The organism is Bacillus sp. 5w2 (genome assembly GCF_054353775.1).
The window spans coordinates 1-14,684 of record NZ_JBTIWT010000036.1 but is presented as its reverse complement, the minus strand read 5'-3'; the positions used below and the strand labels follow the sequence as shown (position 1 = coordinate 14,684).

General features: G+C 37.1%; 16 protein-coding genes, 1 tRNA gene, 1 other RNA gene and 1 other annotated feature. Of the genes, 4 read left to right on the top strand and 14 right to left on the bottom strand.

Annotated features, from left to right (window positions below):
- Nucleotides 1-116: 116 nt before the first annotated feature.
- The 7 genes from ACXY7N_RS30100 to tadA form a co-directional block, all read right to left on the bottom strand.
- Nucleotides 117-386, bottom strand: a complete 270-nt coding sequence (locus ACXY7N_RS30100; protein WP_016085321.1) for a pro-sigmaK processing inhibitor BofA family protein — start codon at nt 384-386, stop codon at nt 117-119.
- Nucleotides 387-601: 215 nt separating this feature from the next.
- The gene (locus ACXY7N_RS30095) at nt 602-823 is read right to left on the bottom strand and encodes a YaaL family protein (protein WP_000466020.1); all 222 of its coding nucleotides are present in this window, start codon (nt 821-823) and stop codon (nt 602-604) included.
- A 14-nt stretch (nt 824-837) separates the two neighbouring features.
- Nucleotides 838-1,434, bottom strand: coding sequence for a recombination protein RecR (gene recR, locus ACXY7N_RS30090; protein ID WP_000559169.1), 597 nt, complete (start codon nt 1,432-1,434; stop codon nt 838-840).
- Nucleotides 1,435-1,448: 14 nt separating this feature from the next.
- Entirely contained in the window at nt 1,449-1,775 is a 327-nt protein-coding gene (locus tag ACXY7N_RS30085; protein WP_170930109.1) for a YbaB/EbfC family nucleoid-associated protein, read from the bottom strand.
- 25 nt (nt 1,776-1,800) lie between these two features.
- Nucleotides 1,801-3,489 carry a DNA polymerase III subunit gamma/tau gene (gene dnaX, locus ACXY7N_RS30080; RefSeq protein WP_016085322.1) on the bottom strand — a complete coding sequence of 563 codons (1,689 nt, stop codon included), beginning with the start codon at nt 3,487-3,489 and terminating at the stop codon, nt 1,801-1,803.
- 130 nt (nt 3,490-3,619) lie between these two features.
- Nucleotides 3,620-3,884, bottom strand: an RNA gene (ffs, locus tag ACXY7N_RS30075) — signal recognition particle sRNA large type.
- Between the two features lie 79 nt (nt 3,885-3,963).
- Entirely contained in the window at nt 3,964-4,464 is a 501-nt protein-coding gene (gene tadA / locus ACXY7N_RS30070) for a tRNA adenosine(34) deaminase TadA (RefSeq protein ID WP_016085323.1), read from the bottom strand.
- Nucleotides 4,465-4,572: 108 nt separating this feature from the next.
- On the opposite strand from tadA, the gene ACXY7N_RS30065 reads away from it, so the two are divergent.
- The 3 genes from ACXY7N_RS30065 (at nt 4,573) to ACXY7N_RS30055 (ending at nt 6,544) form a co-directional block, all read left to right on the top strand.
- Nucleotides 4,573-5,112 carry a cysteine hydrolase family protein gene (locus tag ACXY7N_RS30065; protein ID WP_016085324.1) on the top strand — a complete coding sequence of 180 codons (540 nt, stop codon included), beginning with the start codon at nt 4,573-4,575 and terminating at the stop codon, nt 5,110-5,112.
- Between the two features lie 125 nt (nt 5,113-5,237).
- Nucleotides 5,238-5,873: a deoxynucleoside kinase gene (locus ACXY7N_RS30060; RefSeq protein WP_016085325.1), complete on the top strand. Its 636-nt coding sequence runs from the start codon at nt 5,238-5,240 to the stop codon at nt 5,871-5,873.
- A gap of 2 nt (nt 5,874-5,875) precedes the next feature.
- Nucleotides 5,876-6,544, top strand: a complete 669-nt coding sequence (locus ACXY7N_RS30055) for a deoxynucleoside kinase (protein WP_001053585.1) — start codon at nt 5,876-5,878, stop codon at nt 6,542-6,544.
- A gap of 35 nt (nt 6,545-6,579) precedes the next feature.
- Here the strand turns inward: ACXY7N_RS30055 and ACXY7N_RS30050 are convergent, their stop codons facing one another.
- The 7 genes from ACXY7N_RS30050 to guaB all read right to left on the bottom strand — a co-directional run bounded on the left by ACXY7N_RS30050 (nt 6,580) and on the right by guaB (nt 13,535).
- Complete coding sequence (locus tag ACXY7N_RS30050) at nt 6,580-6,972, bottom strand: sigma factor-like helix-turn-helix DNA-binding protein (RefSeq protein ID WP_016085326.1); 393 nt, start codon at nt 6,970-6,972, stop codon at nt 6,580-6,582.
- Nucleotides 6,973-7,138: 166 nt separating this feature from the next.
- Nucleotides 7,139-7,231, bottom strand: a tRNA-Ser gene (locus tag ACXY7N_RS30045).
- Between the two features lie 154 nt (nt 7,232-7,385).
- Nucleotides 7,386-8,660 carry a serine--tRNA ligase gene (gene serS / locus ACXY7N_RS30040; RefSeq protein WP_016085327.1) on the bottom strand — a complete coding sequence of 425 codons (1,275 nt, stop codon included), beginning with the start codon at nt 8,658-8,660 and terminating at the stop codon, nt 7,386-7,388.
- Between the two features lie 53 nt (nt 8,661-8,713).
- Nucleotides 8,714-8,935: a binding site (T-box leader), on the bottom strand.
- Nucleotides 8,936-8,989: 54 nt separating this feature from the next.
- Nucleotides 8,990-9,580 (bottom strand): pyridoxal 5'-phosphate synthase glutaminase subunit PdxT, encoded by a 591-nt coding sequence (gene pdxT, locus ACXY7N_RS30035; RefSeq protein WP_016085328.1) that lies wholly within the window; start codon nt 9,578-9,580, stop codon nt 8,990-8,992.
- A gap of 18 nt (nt 9,581-9,598) precedes the next feature.
- A complete protein-coding gene (pdxS, locus tag ACXY7N_RS30030) occupies nt 9,599-10,486 on the bottom strand; it encodes a pyridoxal 5'-phosphate synthase lyase subunit PdxS (RefSeq protein WP_016085329.1) in 888 nt (295 codons plus the stop codon).
- 161 nt (nt 10,487-10,647) lie between these two features.
- The gene (locus ACXY7N_RS30025) at nt 10,648-11,958 is read right to left on the bottom strand and encodes a serine hydrolase (RefSeq protein ID WP_141537656.1); all 1,311 of its coding nucleotides are present in this window, start codon (nt 11,956-11,958) and stop codon (nt 10,648-10,650) included.
- Nucleotides 11,959-12,071: 113 nt separating this feature from the next.
- Nucleotides 12,072-13,535, bottom strand: a complete 1,464-nt coding sequence (gene guaB / locus ACXY7N_RS30020; protein WP_016085331.1) for an IMP dehydrogenase — start codon at nt 13,533-13,535, stop codon at nt 12,072-12,074.
- 115 nt (nt 13,536-13,650) lie between these two features.
- Here guaB and ACXY7N_RS30015 point away from each other — a divergent pair, with 115 nt between their 5' ends.
- Nucleotides 13,651-14,652: a YaaC family protein gene (locus tag ACXY7N_RS30015; protein ID WP_016085332.1), complete on the top strand. Its 1,002-nt coding sequence runs from the start codon at nt 13,651-13,653 to the stop codon at nt 14,650-14,652.
- Nucleotides 14,653-14,684: the final 32 nt, after the last annotated feature.

Below are 14,684 nucleotides of genomic sequence, written 5' to 3'. Positions count from 1 at the left end.
AACATTTTGCGTTAAGTCTGTCAACAACTTTTTTCTTTCGTTCCTGACGACGCTTATTAATTTACCATATTAATCATTCGTTCGTCAACACTTTTAAAAAAAATGCCAAAATAATTTTATCTTGGCATGATATAAAGCTTAATAACCACTAATGCAGCAACACCAGGTAAACCTAATAGACTTGTGATTGTCGCTGTACCCAAGTTAATTGGAATATGAAAATCAAAATATGTTCCTACAACATTTACGATAAAGAGTAACGCTATCCCTAATGTAACATGAAAGAGCGCTTTTCCTATAAAACGTAATGGCTTAGAAGAAACACCAAAAATAAGAAAAATAAAAACTAGAGCAAGAATACCGACAATAATAATCGTAGAATTCATTTTTTTCCTCCCTATGAATGACCTATACACATTTATTTGTATGGGACAAGACAATAAAAAAGAACATTTATCATACAACTCCAGTCGTTTCATCTCATTCACCTTTATTCAGCAACACTTTCTTTATAAAAACCATTAATCACTCTTTCCAAACGAAGTGACCACAAAATACTTAAAGAATAAAATAAAAGGTTCTGCTTTTTCAGCAGAACCTTTTACCATTGTTCCATTTTTACAGGACGACGTTTTGCTTCTTTTAACAAGAAGAAATATTTCGCCTCTGCTATTTTCAAAGAACAAAGTACATCTTGAGATGGCTCCACACTTTGTTCAACCATTCTCTTCTGACGTAACCATTCATTCTTCACTTTTTCTAATAGTACAATTAGCTTATCATCATACTCTTTACGCAATTTACCCTTTTTTTGAAAGAACATTTTTGTTTCTCCTCTTATACTTCTCTACGACCTTCTAACGCTTTTGACAGTGTCACTTCATCTGCATATTCTAAATCTCCACCAACTGGCAGACCATGTGCAATACGAGTTACTTTAATACCTGTCGGCTTTAAGAGGCGGGATATATACATCGCTGTAGCTTCCCCTTCAATATTAGGGTTTGTTGCTAATATTACTTCTTGTACTGTTTCATCGTGCAGTCGCTTTAAAAGTTGCGGGATATTAATGTCTTCTGGTCCAATTCCCTCCATTGGAGAAATAGCACCACGCAACACATGATATACACCTTGATACTCTTTCATTTTTTCCATTGCGATTACATCTTTCGGTTCTTGCACAACACAAACAACCGATTGATCTCGATGTGAATCATTACAAATATAACAAGGATCACGGTCAGTAATATGTCCGCATACAGAACAATACGCTAAATCTCGCTTCGCATTCACAAGCGCTTTTGCAAAACCTAACACATCATCTTCTTTCATATCTAATACGAAAAATGCCAAGCGAACCGCCGTTTTTGGTCCGATCCCTGGCAACTTCATAAAACTATCAATTAATTTCGATATTGGTTCTGGATAATGCATATATCAGTATCCTCCTAGAACATTCCACCCGGTAAGTTCAAGCCTTTTGTAAATTTACCCATTGTAGAATTTGAAAGTTCATCAGCTTTTTTAAGTGCATCATTTGTTGCAGCTAACACTAAGTCTTGTAACATTTCGATATCTTCTGGATCTACAACTTCTTCTTTAACTTTCACTTCAAGAATTTGCTTATGACCATTTGCAATAACTGTGATCATACCGCCGCCAGCTGTACCTTCAACCGTTTTTTCGCCAAGTTCTTCTTGCGCTTTTGCCATATCTTTTTGCATCTTTTGCATTTGTTTCATCATATTATTCATATTTCCCATTCCGCCACGCATCATAATTAATTCCTCCTAATTATTATTACTCTTTTATTTCAATAAGTTCTTGCCCTACTAATTTTACTGCCTCTTCTATAAGAGGATCTTCTTTTTTCTCTGGGCTTTCTTCAGAATTCCCACCTTCACGCTGTAAAAAATCTTCACGAATTTTACCCCATTCACTTTTTGGAATGGCAATCATATTTAATCTTTTACTTAGCAATTCAAATAAAGCTTGTTCCACTGTATCCATAGCTTCTCGATTTTCGCTTGCCATTTTACAGTGAATCTCATATTGAAACGCTAAAACGTAAGTATCATCCGAAGCCGCTACTGGTTCGCTATTTTCTAATAAAACAGCAAAGGCTACTTTGTTGTATGATTTGAGTCTTCCTAACAACTCACCCCACACAGCTTTTAATTGTTCTAAATCCTGACGCTTTGCGTGCTTTAACACTTCATTTACGCGTCCAACAGGAATCTTCATGCTCCCTGTCCGCACTGGCTTTGGTGCTGCACGTGTCTCCCTGACTTCCTGCTGTACACCAGCCGGCACACCATTCTTTTTGACTTCTTCTAACTCTTTCTCCAATTGCTGCATCCTGTTCATAATCGCTTGTAAACGATCTGTGCCGTTTGCTTGCATCATAAACTGTTGACACAGTTGTACCATAACAACTTCTAAGAAAATTCGCGGATGATTTGTCCACTTCATTTCCTGTTGTCCCTTACTAAGAGTATGAATGATTTCATAGATTGCTTCCGGTTTCATTTCTTCACTTAACATCCGGAATTGCTCATCTACCATTACTCGTTCCAACATATGTTCCAGTTGTGGTGAAGTTTGATATAAAAGCATATCGCGATAATAATAAATGAAATCCTCCATAAAACGAACCGGATCTTTCCCTTTACCCATCATCTCATCTATGATACGTAATGCCCTTGATACATCATTTTCACGTATACATTCTACTAAGTTACCTAAGTATTGCTGAGAAACAGAACCTGTTACAGCTAATACATCTTCTGTCGTAACTGTTTCATCACTATAAGATATTGCCTGATCAATAAGACTAAGCGCATCACGCATACCACCTTCAGCGGCACGTGCAACAATTTGTAACGCCTCATCTTCTACTTGCGTGCCTTCATTGGTCACAACCGTCGATAATCTCTCAACAATATCATTTACTGATATTTTTCGAAATTCAAAACGCTGGCAACGTGAAATAATTGTAGGCGGTATCTTATGTGGTTCTGTTGTCGCCAAAATAAAGATGACATGTCCAGGCGGCTCTTCTAACGTTTTTAAAAGCGCATTGAAGGCACCCATAGAAAGCATGTGGACTTCATCAATAATGTATACTTTATATTCTACAGCACTTGGAGCATATTTTACTTTATCTCTAATATCTCGAATTTCATCTACACCGTTATTTGAAGCCGCATCAATTTCTAATACATCTGAAATGGATCCTTGTGTAATCCCCAAACAAGAAGGACATTCATTACAAGGTTCAGCTACCGGAGCATGTTCACAGTTAATTGCTTTTGCAAATACTTTTGCAATTGTCGTTTTTCCTGTTCCTCTCGGCCCAGAAAATAAATAAGCATGTGAAACTTTCTCTTGAAGAAGGGCATTTTGCAACGTTTTTGTCACGTGCTTTTGACCAACTACATCTTCAAACTTTTGCGGTCTCCATGTTCGGTATAACGCTTGGTATGACACGAAAATACGGCCTCCCTCAAAGGTTATTATCTCATTTATTATAACCCATTCTGTTTATAGATTCCAAAAGTTATTTTCTATACAAAAAACCCACCTTAGTTAAGGTGAGTTTTGTATACATATATAACTGCCGTGCACCTTCTGTCGATTACGTACCATAAGCGTTACTCAAGCAGTTAGCTCGGTTCAGGCACTCCTGCGGCACACGAGAAGACCCGCTTATTGCTGCTTCCTTCCGGACCTGACAAGGTTCACGGGGTCCCGTTGCGCAGGACCCAAACGTCAACACCACTTACTTAAGGCAGACCTTACAGCAACATAACCTCGAGAAGGGATTCGGCCTCGCTAGAGCGGATTGCGAGTATAGGGCACCGCTACCTCCCCGCTTAGCACGGCAAAGTTAAAACCAATATTCGGTTGCCTTCATTAAAGGCATTATCAGTATAACTTGTTTTTTTATAAAATGCAAATACGTTAATTCTCGTTGCTTTTCTCTAATTTCTTGATCGCTTTTCTTTTTTTACGAAGTTCTCTAAAAAAGTTTGTTAACAGCGTACCGCACTCTTCTTCTAATACACCAGCTACCACTTCACATTGATGATTAAAGCGTTCGTCCGTTAAAAGATTCATCAATGTCCCTGCACATCCGCCTTTCGGATCACTTGCACCATATACAACTCGCTTCACTCGCGATAAAACAATTCCACCTGCACACATCGGACAAGGCTCTAATGTTACATATAACGTCGCATCTTCTAAACGCCATGTCCCTAATTTTTTACATGCCTCATCAATTGCTAACAACTCAGCGTGAGCTATTGATCTTTGCTCAGTTTCCCTTAAATTATGAGCAACACTAATTACTTCACCATCCAATACTATAACTGCACCAATCGGTACTTCTTGTATTGCCTCTGCTTTTTTAGCCTCTCCTATTGCTAACTGCATAAAATAAATATCTTGATCGTGTTCCATACCATAGTCCTTTCATTACAAATAACGTACACTTATTTCCATTTACTACACATGGGATAACTTTTACAAATTCAATCCACCCTAAGAAAAACAGAGAGGGGATTACATATGAAGAATACTGCCTTACTCATTATCGATATGATTAATGATTTTCAATTTTCACACGGGCCCACCTTAGCCAAGAAATGCGAAATTATAACAAATCCTATTTTACAATTAAAGAAAACGATGACATCCTTCGGTTATCCCATAATTTATATTAATGACCATTATCAACTTTGGAGATCTGATATTGACCAACTCATTACCCATTGTACAAATGAGTATAGTGAAAATATCATTCATAAGATTGCTCCAAATTCTGATGATTACATTTTTATTAAACCACATTACTCTGCTTTTTATGAAACACCTTTAAATTCTTTATTAGGATATTTAAAAATAGAAAATCTAATATTAACAGGAATCGCCGGTAATATATGTATCCTCTTTACAGCTAACGATGCTCATATGAGAAATTATACACTGTATGTACCACAGGACTGTATTGCCTCTAATCATGATCAGGATAACCTGCATGCTTTAAAAATAATGGAAGCCACATTAAAAGCAACTATAGTACCGTCATCTCAAATCAAATTTAATTAATACATATATCTATTTTCTAACTTTTTATATCAAATTAACCCGCTCGCTTCCCTCTTGTGCTACAATAATTCTGTTTTGTGTTTTTAGTAGTCACGGTAAATCACTGATTGAAAGGAGGAAACAGCGTGACCGGAGTACCATTTATTACGGTTGAAGGACCAATTGGTGTTGGAAAAACTTCACTTGCGAAGGAAATTTCAACTCACATGCAACTCCACTTACTGAAAGAGATTGTTGATGAAAATCCTTTTTTAGGAAAGTTCTATGAAGACATCGACGAATGGAGTTTTCAAACAGAGATGTTCTTTCTTTGTAATAGATACAAACAATTAGAAGATATTAACATAAAGTATTTGAATCAAAGGAAGCCAGTAGTAGCAGATTATCATATATTTAAAAATTTAATTTTCGCATCACGTACATTAAAAGATTCTCAATACGACAAGTACATGCAAGTCTACCGTATCCTTACACAAGATATGCCTGTACCAAACGTTATCGTTTATTTAACAGCTAGCCTTGAAACATTACAAACACGAATTGCAATGCGCGGAAGAGAATTCGAAAAAAATATGGATCCAAATTACTTACTACAGCTCACAAAAGATTACGAAACAGCAATGGATACTTTTAAAAAGGATCATCCAGACATTCCGGTATTAAAATTTAACGGAGACGATATGGATTTTGTAAAAAATCCTGATGATTTAAACGTCATCCTATCTGCCCTTCAAAATACTCTCTTAAAGGAGTCGAAATAATAATGAATTTAAGGCAAAAATATGATATACCAAATGACGCAGTAATCACTATTGCTGGAACAGTAGGTGTCGGTAAATCAACTATGACAACTGCATTAGCTAACGCTTTAGGTTATCGCACATCATTTGAAAAGGTAGATTCGAACCCGTATTTGGACAAGTTCTATGCTGATTTCACACGCTGGAGCTTCCACTTGCAAGTGTACTTTTTAGCAGAACGATTTAAAGAACAAAAAAGAATTTTTGAATATGGTGGCGGTTTTGTTCAAGATCGCTCTATCTATGAAGACACTGGAATTTTCGCAAAAATGCATCATGAAAAAGGGACAATGACGGAAACCGATTATGAAACATACAAAGGTTTATTTGATGCTATGGTCATGACCCCTTACTTCCCTCATCCAGATTTACTAATTTACTTAGAAGGTTCTTTCGATGATATTGTTGATCGTATCCAAGAACGCGGACGCCCGATGGAACAACAAACACCAATTGAGTATTGGAAAGAGATGCATGGACGTTACGAAAACTGGATTAATAACTTTAATTCATGCCCTGTTTTACGATTAAACATTAATGAATACGATATTTTAAAAGATGGCGATTCCATTGAACCAATCATTAAAAAAATTGGCCATTTTTTAAAACAAACACGTAAACTTGTAAAATAAAAAACCCGTGCATACGCACGGGTTTTTCTATTAAATTACTTCTTTTTTGTTGGAGCAATAATTTCACTCTCAGGTTTGCCAGCGTTAATACGCTGACGAACAGTACTTGTACTAATATCGTATGTTTCAGCAATCTCTTTAACAGTCATTTCTTTCCCGTTAATCACTGCTGTTAATACTTTACCTGTACGTTTTGGAGCTGCTTCTTTCTTTACAGCTGCTTTTTCAACTTTTTTTGGTGCCTCTACTTTTGTCGCAGTTTGCTTTACACCACAAGTGCAACCACAAAGTTTACGGAATGTATCATCGCTAATAATGCGTGACACATTTGCACCACTGTTTAAAATTCTATTGTTCTTACAGACAGGACATTGTACATAATATAAAGTTTTTCCATCTAAAGGAAACGTTTGTATAATAAGATCCATGTTGACTCCTTTCATATCTATGAAGATAATCATCGGAATATGAGTGTGTAATAAGGAGAAAATCGCCTTACACCATACTTTATGATTGGTTTTAAAATAAAAACTCGTTACGTGTTGGTAACGAGTTCTCCAATCTCCACTTATATGCGCTGTTGTCAATTATATCTGGAGGAGGTAGAGGGATTCGAACCCCCGCGCGACTCTCGCCGCCTGTCGGTTTTCAAGACCGATCCCTTCAGCCAGACTTGGGTATACCTCCATATTGACATCAAATATAATATCAAAAGAAAAACAGTTAGTCAACCCTACTAAAATAAATTATGAGGAAAGGAAAATTTTACTTTCCCTCTCCTACATTACAGTACTGACAACGCTCATAATTACCAATCACTCATACCGATGAATGTTTAACTTTACTTAATAACTGTTTTTCCTCCCATATAAGGGCGAAGAACTTCTGGAATTATAATTGTACCATCTTCTTGTTGGTAGTTCTCTAAAATAGCTGCAACCGTACGGCCAATTGCAAGACCAGATCCATTTAATGTATGAACATGTTCTGGTTTTCCGTTTGGCTCACGACGGAAACGGATATTTGCACGTCTCGCTTGGAAAGCTTCAAAATTACTACAAGAAGAAATTTCACGATATGTGCCATAGCTTGGAATCCATACTTCAATATCGTATTTCTTCGCTGCTGTAAATCCTAAATCACCCGTGCACATGCTCATAACGCGATATGGCAACTCTAATAATTGTAACACGCGTTCTGCATCATTTGTTAGTTTTTCTAACTCTTCATAAGAATCTTCTGGTTTTACGAACTTCACAAGCTCTACTTTATTGAACTGATGCTGACGAATTAAACCACGTGTATCACGGCCAGCTGAACCTGCTTCAGAACGGAAGCAAGAGCTAAATGCAGCATATCTGATAGGCAATTGCTCTTTATTCAAGATTTCATCACGGTGCATATTTGTTACAGGTACTTCAGCCGTTGGGATTAAGAAGTAATCTTCACTTTCAATACGGAATGCATCTTCTTCAAACTTTGGAAGTTGTCCTGTTCCTGTCATACTTGCACGGTTTACCATATACGGAGGTAATACTTCTTCATATCCATGCTCGTCAGTATGAAGATCAAGCATAAAGCTAATTAAAGCACGCTCTAATCTTGCGCCAGCACCTTTGTAAAATACGAAGCGGCTTCCTGTTACTTTCCCAGCACGTTCAAAATCTAAAATCCTTAAATCCGTAGCAAGATCCCAATGTGGTTTTGGTTCAAAAGCAAATTCTTTCACTTCTCCCCAAGTACGCGCTACTACATTATCATCCTCTGTTTCACCAACTGGAGCAGACTCATGAGGGATATTTGGAATAGATAACATTAATCTTTCTAAATCTTCTTCAACTGTACGAAGTTCATTATCAAGATCTTTTACTTTTTCTCCAACTTCACGCATTTCTAGAATTAGAGCTTCTGCATCTTTCTTTTCGCGCTTCAATACAGAGATTTGTTGAGATACTTCATTACGTTTGCTTTTTAGTTCCTCTGTTTGAACAAGTAACTCTCTTCTTCTCGTATCCAGTTCTTCAAAGCGACCAAAATCAGTTAAATCTTCGCCTCTATGCTGTAACTTTGCCTTTACTTCTTCAAAGTTTGTACGTAAAAATTTAATATCAAGCATTATATACTCCTCCTTTTATTTTATAAAACACAAAAAACTCCCGTCCCTATATATAAAGGGACGGGAGTTTACCCGCGTTGCCACCCTAGTTGAAAGCATTACTACTTTCCTCTCAAGTAGAAATAACGGCTCTTCACCGGGAATGCTTACTAATCATAAAGATATTCCACATTCCATTCCAGGATGGATTCACAAACTGTTTCTATCGATTTCCACCAACCATCGACTCTCTATAAGAAACGACATTTGTTACTATTTCCTATCAACACGCTTATTTTATAAAATTGTTACCATCAATTTACTATAATCTTATACAAGTTGCAAGTTACTTACACAACTTTTTTCATTTTTGCTTCTTTTACCATTTCTACAAAGTATGCTGTCACACGATGATCATCCGTTAATTCTGGATGGAATGAAGCAGCTAAAAACTGATTTTGTTTTACCGCTACCATTCGATCACCATGTGTGGAAAGTACTTCAACATCATCAGCTACATTTACAACATACGGAGCACGGATAAATACACCAATAAATTCTTCTCCTACACCTTTCATTGAAAGTGTGGCTTCAAAGCTATCTTTTTGGCGCCCAAACGCATTGCGCTCAACAGTAATATCCATAGCACCAATATGTGCTTCTTCATAGCCAATAAGTGTTTTTGCAAGAAGAATCATACCTGCACATGTACCAAACATTGGTTTACCAGACTTCGCGAATGTACGAAGTGGTTCCATAAAAGCATACTTATCAATCAGACGGCGCATTGTTGTACTTTCACCGCCTGGTAAAATAAGACCATCAATCTCTTCAAGTTGCTCTATACGCTTTACAACAACAGCTTCTGCACCACTTGCTTCAACTGATTTTACATGCTCACGAACTGCACCTTGAAGGCCTAGTACACCGATTTTCACCATTTTAAAGTTCTCCTTCAATTACCATCCACGCTCTTGCATGCGTTGTTCTGGTAATAACGTTGAAATTTCGATACCTTTCATCGCATTACCTAATCCTTTAGAAAGGCTTGCAATTAGTTCGTAATCCTCATAATGAGTCGTCGCTTCAACGATTGCACGTGCAAATTTCTCTGGATTCTCTGATTTGAAGATACCAGATCCAACAAATACACCATCGGCACCAAGTTGCATCATTAACGCTGCATCTGCTGGTGTTGCTACACCACCTGCTGCAAAGTTTACAACCGGCAAACGACCAAGACGTTTAATTTCAAGTAGTACTTCATAAGGAGCACCAGTATTTTTTGCATATGTCATTAACTCATCTTCACGTAGATTTGCAACTTGACGGATTTCTGCATTGACTTGGCGCATATGACGCACTGCCTCTACAATGTTTCCTGTTCCTGGTTCACCTTTTGTACGAAGCATTGATGCACCTTCTGCAATACGACGTGCAGCTTCTCCGATATCACGGCAACCACATACAAATGGAACTGTGTAATCACGTTTATTTAAATGGTATACTTCATCAGCAGGAGTTAATACTTCACTCTCATCGATATAGTCTACCCCTAATGATTCTAATACACGTGCTTCTACAAGGTGACCGATACGGCATTTTGCCATAACCGGAATTGACACCGCACCCATAACTTCTTCAACAATTGTTGGGTCTGCCATACGAGAAACGCCACCTGCTGCACGAATATCTGCTGGTACGCGCTCTAATGCCATAACGGCAACTGCGCCTGCCTCTTCTGCAATTTTTGCTTGCTCAGCGTTAATTACGTCCATAATAACGCCGCCTTTTTGCATTTCTGCCATTCCACGTTTTACACGTTCTGTCCCTGTTACATTTGTCATGTTACAAAAACCCCCCTAGGTGAATTGCTTTTCCCCGTTAAAGGCGAAAATTAAGAATACTCTTACATTCTACCACTAACTATCAGATGCTTGTCTACTACTTTTTCATAAAGTCGGTATGAAAAATAGGAATAAGAAAAAGCCCCTACAATGAGGGGCTTTTAAAACCAACCTTTTACTGTATCAACAGCACTATTCCACATACCACTAAAGAAAGAACCGATTCCACGCATAGAACGAGTAAACCAATTCGCTTCTTCCACTGCAGATGTTGTTACAAGATCTATTTGTAATGACTTACCAGATAAAAATCCAGGATCATTCGTATCTTTTGGTGTAATTACCATTTGACCAAGTACAGCTCCCTTTTTAATAGGTGCTTCTTGTCCCTTACTTGCTTCTGTTAATTCTGTTTTATAAACATCTTTACTTCCTTTTGGCATCGGAAGTGAAACAGTTTGTTTTGTTTGAACTGCTACATCTTTATCTTTAGCATTTTCTACTCGTACTGTTTCTTGTCCTTTTACTGAAGAACCTTTTTTATATAATTGCTTCATTTCAAAATTAGCAAATCCATAATCATATAATTTCTTTGTCTCATCGAAACGTGCGTCACGAGACTTCGTTTTAATAACTACAGAAATAAAACGCATACCATCTCTTTCAATTGTACCAGTGAAACAATCCCCTGCTTCTGGAGTTGATCCTGTTTTCAAGCCATCTACACCATCATATGCCTTAGATAAACCTGGTAACATCCAGTTCCAGTTAATCATCTCAATTCGATCCGTAGTACCTTCACGGAATGTCTTTTTTGAAATTTTCGCTGTATCTAATGTTTTAGGGAAATCTTGAATAAGGTGTTGTGCTAAAATTGCTACATCTCTTGCAGCCATTTTATTTTCTTCATCTGGAGTTGTCCCCTCAGGATGCTGTCCTTTTAAATCTTTGTTCGTTAAGCCGGTAGAATTTACGAACTTGTAATTTTTTAATCCAAGTTCTTTCGACTTATCATTCATCAGTTTTACAAATTCTACTTCTTTTCCGGCAACTGCTTCAGCTAAAGCTATCGTTGCACCATTAGCAGAATAAATTGCCATTGCTTCATATAGCTCTTTTACTGTATAAGAATCACCGTTTCGTAGCGGCACATTTGATAATGAACGATCTTGCGAAATTTTATACGCATATTCAGAAACCTTAACTTTCTGATCCCATTTTAGTTTCCCTTTCGCAACAGCCTCGTTCACTAAATATTCACTCATCATCTTTGTCATACTAGCAATTGATAATAATTCATCTGCATTCTTTTGATACAAAATTTTCCCAGAATTTGCTTCAACTAAAATTGCTGCTCCTGCTTCGATGTTTAAAGCAGCTCCTGTTTCTGCTGATGCATTGCTGTATGGTAACAATATACTACAAGCTAGTGTAAACATTGTTACTAATGCAATGAATCTTTTGCAAAACATACCTTTCACTTTTGCTACCCCCAATATCTATGTACTCACATAACCGTTATTTTAACATAATCAAAAAAAAATAGACAGAGATATCAAATCTCCGTCTATTTGTATATAAGACACTATAATGAGTAGTTTGGAGCCTCTTTTGTAATTTGTACGTGATGAGGATGGCTTTCACGTAAACCAGCGCCTGACATACGAATGAATTGTGCATTCTCACGTAAGAATTCTAAATCTTGTGCTCCGCAATATCCCATACCTGCACGTAATCCACCAACCAATTGATGAACTGTATCTGCTAAAGGTCCTTTATATGGTACTCGTCCTTCAATACCTTCTGGAACAAGTTTTTTATTTCCTTCTTGGAAGTAACGATCTTTACTTCCTTTTTCCATCGCTCCGACAGAACCCATACCACGATATACTTTAAATTGACGACCTTGGTAAATTTCAGTTTCTCCAGGGCTTTCAGCAACACCAGCAAACATACTACCTAGCATGACAACGTGTGCTCCTGCTGCTAAAGCTTTAACCATATCACCGGAGTACTTAACACCACCATCAGCAATTACTGGGATGCCGTGTTTACGAGCTTCTGTTGCACAATCATAAACTGCTGTTAATTGTGGTACACCAACGCCAGCAACAACGCGTGTCGTACAAATTGAACCTGGTCCAATACCTACTTTAACTACGTTTGCACCAGCTTCAATTAATGCTTTTGTCGCTTCAGCAGTAGCAACATTTCCTGCGATAATATTTAGTGATGGATATTTCGCACGAACTTCTTTTACTTTATCGATAACACCTTGAGAATGTCCATGAGCTGTATCCAGAACGATTGCATCTACCTGTGCTTTTACTAATGCATCGATACGAGTCATAGCATCAGCTGTTACACCAACCGCTGCTCCGACTAATAAGCGTCCTTGCTTATCCTTCGCAGAATTTGGGAATTCAATTACTTTTTCAATATCTTTTATTGTAATAAGCCCTTGTAATACACCGTTGTTATCAACAAGAGGGAGTTTTTCAATTTTGTACTTTTGTAGGATCTTTTCAGCTTCTTCTAGCGTTGTACCAACCGGAGCTGTAATTAGCTGTTCTTTTGTCATTACGTCGGAAATCTTGATTGAGTAGTCTTGGATAAAACGCATATCACGGTTTGTAATAATACCAACTAATTTTCGCTCGTCTAGATTATTTACAACCGGTACACCTGAGATACGGTATTTCCCCATAAGATGTTCTGCATCATACACTTGATGTTCTGGAGTTAAAAAGAAAGGATCTGAAATAACACCACTTTCAGAACGTTTTACTTTATCAACTTGCTCGGCTTGTTGTTCAATAGACATGTTTTTATGAATAATTCCCAAACCGCCTTGACGAGCCATTGCAATAGCCATATCCGCTTCTGTTACTGTATCCATTCCTGCACTAATTAACGGGATATTTAACTGTAAGCTTTCAGATAACACTGTTTTAACACTTACTTCTCTTGGTAATACATCTGACTTTGCTGGTACAAGTAATACGTCATCAAAAGTCAAACCTTCTTTAACAAATTTAGATTCCCACATAATTGTTCCCCCCATGATACCAGAAATTATTATTAGTAGCTTATCAATTGGTTAAAATACTGTCAAGGACGTATATATATGTTAGAATTTTTAGACAATAAAAGGAGCGTAATATATGCATCAAACACATTGTACTTGGCAGCAATTAAGTTTCTTCTTTTCATCTCAAAATGTACAACGTTATCTTGCCCGTTGTTATGAAAAAACCTCCATACAAGATGCTGAAAAAAAAAGTTTCGAGAATTGTTATCCCTTTATTTATTACTTAGAACATGGGAAAAATTATTATGAATTATATAAGGTAGCCCCCTTTTCCATTCAACCAATGTTATTGTTTTATGGAATGAGCCAACTTTTTAAAGCTTGTTTATTAACCATTGATCCTAACTATCCAGAATCCACTACTGTTTTAGCTCATGGTGTTACGACTCGTAAACGGAAAAAACAGGGATATCAATTTTTAGAAGATGAGGTGAAGGTACAAAAAAACGGATTATTTACTCATGTTGCAGAACAGCTGTTTCACATGAAACACTTAGAAGCAGAGAAGTTCAACATGTTGGATTTAATGGGGAATATTCCTGAATTACAAAACTTATTTCGCTATAGTCACAGAGGGGCCACTTTATATAAAATCGTTTCAACAAATACAAATGAACTTTCTTTTTCAGTCAACATACTAGATCGACTCCATATGACTACAGAAAGATTTTCACGTTACATTGAATCAACTTGCAAGCATTTATCCTTGCAACATATCCCCGGGAAAACGAGCGAATCCAACTTGCTTTTTACAGCTCCTATCCAATCGTGGAATCCTATTTATAGTACGCCCTTATACTACGAATATCTTGCTGATACTTATTACTTACCACTTACAACTGACCCTAGAAATCCTAAACCAGTATTACCTGAACTTCTTGTTCATTATTTATTGCTCTACAATTTAAGTATGATTTCTAGATACGAAACAGATTGGTGGTATGATTTACTTGGAAGCTATGGTTCTGAGGATTACCCATTTATTTATCAATTCCTTACCATTTCTGCTCAAAAAATCCCTTACTATATTTCGGCTTTTTTACTGGCAGAGCCGGGCCTATTTCATGGGAAATAAGAAAAAAACACAAGTCAAAAGACTTGTGTTTT

Excerpts from the sequence above, each read along its gene's own strand:
- pdxS (WP_016085329.1), bottom strand. The coding sequence starts at position 10,486 with ATGACAAATGTAACAGGGACAGAACGTGTAAAACGTGGAATGGCAGAA.
- recR (WP_000559169.1), bottom strand. The coding sequence starts at position 1,434 with ATGCATTATCCAGAACCAATATCGAAATTAATTGATAGTTTTATGAAG.
- ACXY7N_RS30015 (WP_016085332.1), top strand. The coding sequence starts at position 13,651 with ATGCATCAAACACATTGTACTTGGCAGCAATTAAGTTTCTTCTTTTCA.
- ACXY7N_RS30100 (WP_016085321.1), bottom strand. The coding sequence starts at position 386 with ATGAATTCTACGATTATTATTGTCGGTATTCTTGCTCTAGTTTTTATT.
- ACXY7N_RS30055 (WP_001053585.1), top strand. The coding sequence starts at position 5,876 with ATGAATTTAAGGCAAAAATATGATATACCAAATGACGCAGTAATCACT.
- ACXY7N_RS30095 (WP_000466020.1), bottom strand. The coding sequence starts at position 823 with ATGTTCTTTCAAAAAAAGGGTAAATTGCGTAAAGAGTATGATGATAAG.
- tadA (WP_016085323.1), bottom strand. The coding sequence starts at position 4,464 with ATGGAACACGATCAAGATATTTATTTTATGCAGTTAGCAATAGGAGAG.
- ACXY7N_RS30065 (WP_016085324.1), top strand. The coding sequence starts at position 4,573 with ATGAAGAATACTGCCTTACTCATTATCGATATGATTAATGATTTTCAA.
- ACXY7N_RS30025 (WP_141537656.1), bottom strand. The coding sequence starts at position 11,958 with ATGTTTTGCAAAAGATTCATTGCATTAGTAACAATGTTTACACTAGCT.
- ACXY7N_RS30085 (WP_170930109.1), bottom strand. The coding sequence starts at position 1,775 with ATGCGTGGCGGAATGGGAAATATGAATAATATGATGAAACAAATGCAA.
- pdxT (WP_016085328.1), bottom strand. The coding sequence starts at position 9,580 with ATGGTGAAAATCGGTGTACTAGGCCTTCAAGGTGCAGTTCGTGAGCAT.
- ACXY7N_RS30050 (WP_016085326.1), bottom strand. The coding sequence starts at position 6,972 with ATGGATCTTATTATACAAACGTTTCCTTTAGATGGAAAAACTTTATAT.
- serS (WP_016085327.1), bottom strand. The coding sequence starts at position 8,660 with ATGCTTGATATTAAATTTTTACGTACAAACTTTGAAGAAGTAAAGGCA.
- guaB (WP_016085331.1), bottom strand. The coding sequence starts at position 13,535 with ATGTGGGAATCTAAATTTGTTAAAGAAGGTTTGACTTTTGATGACGTA.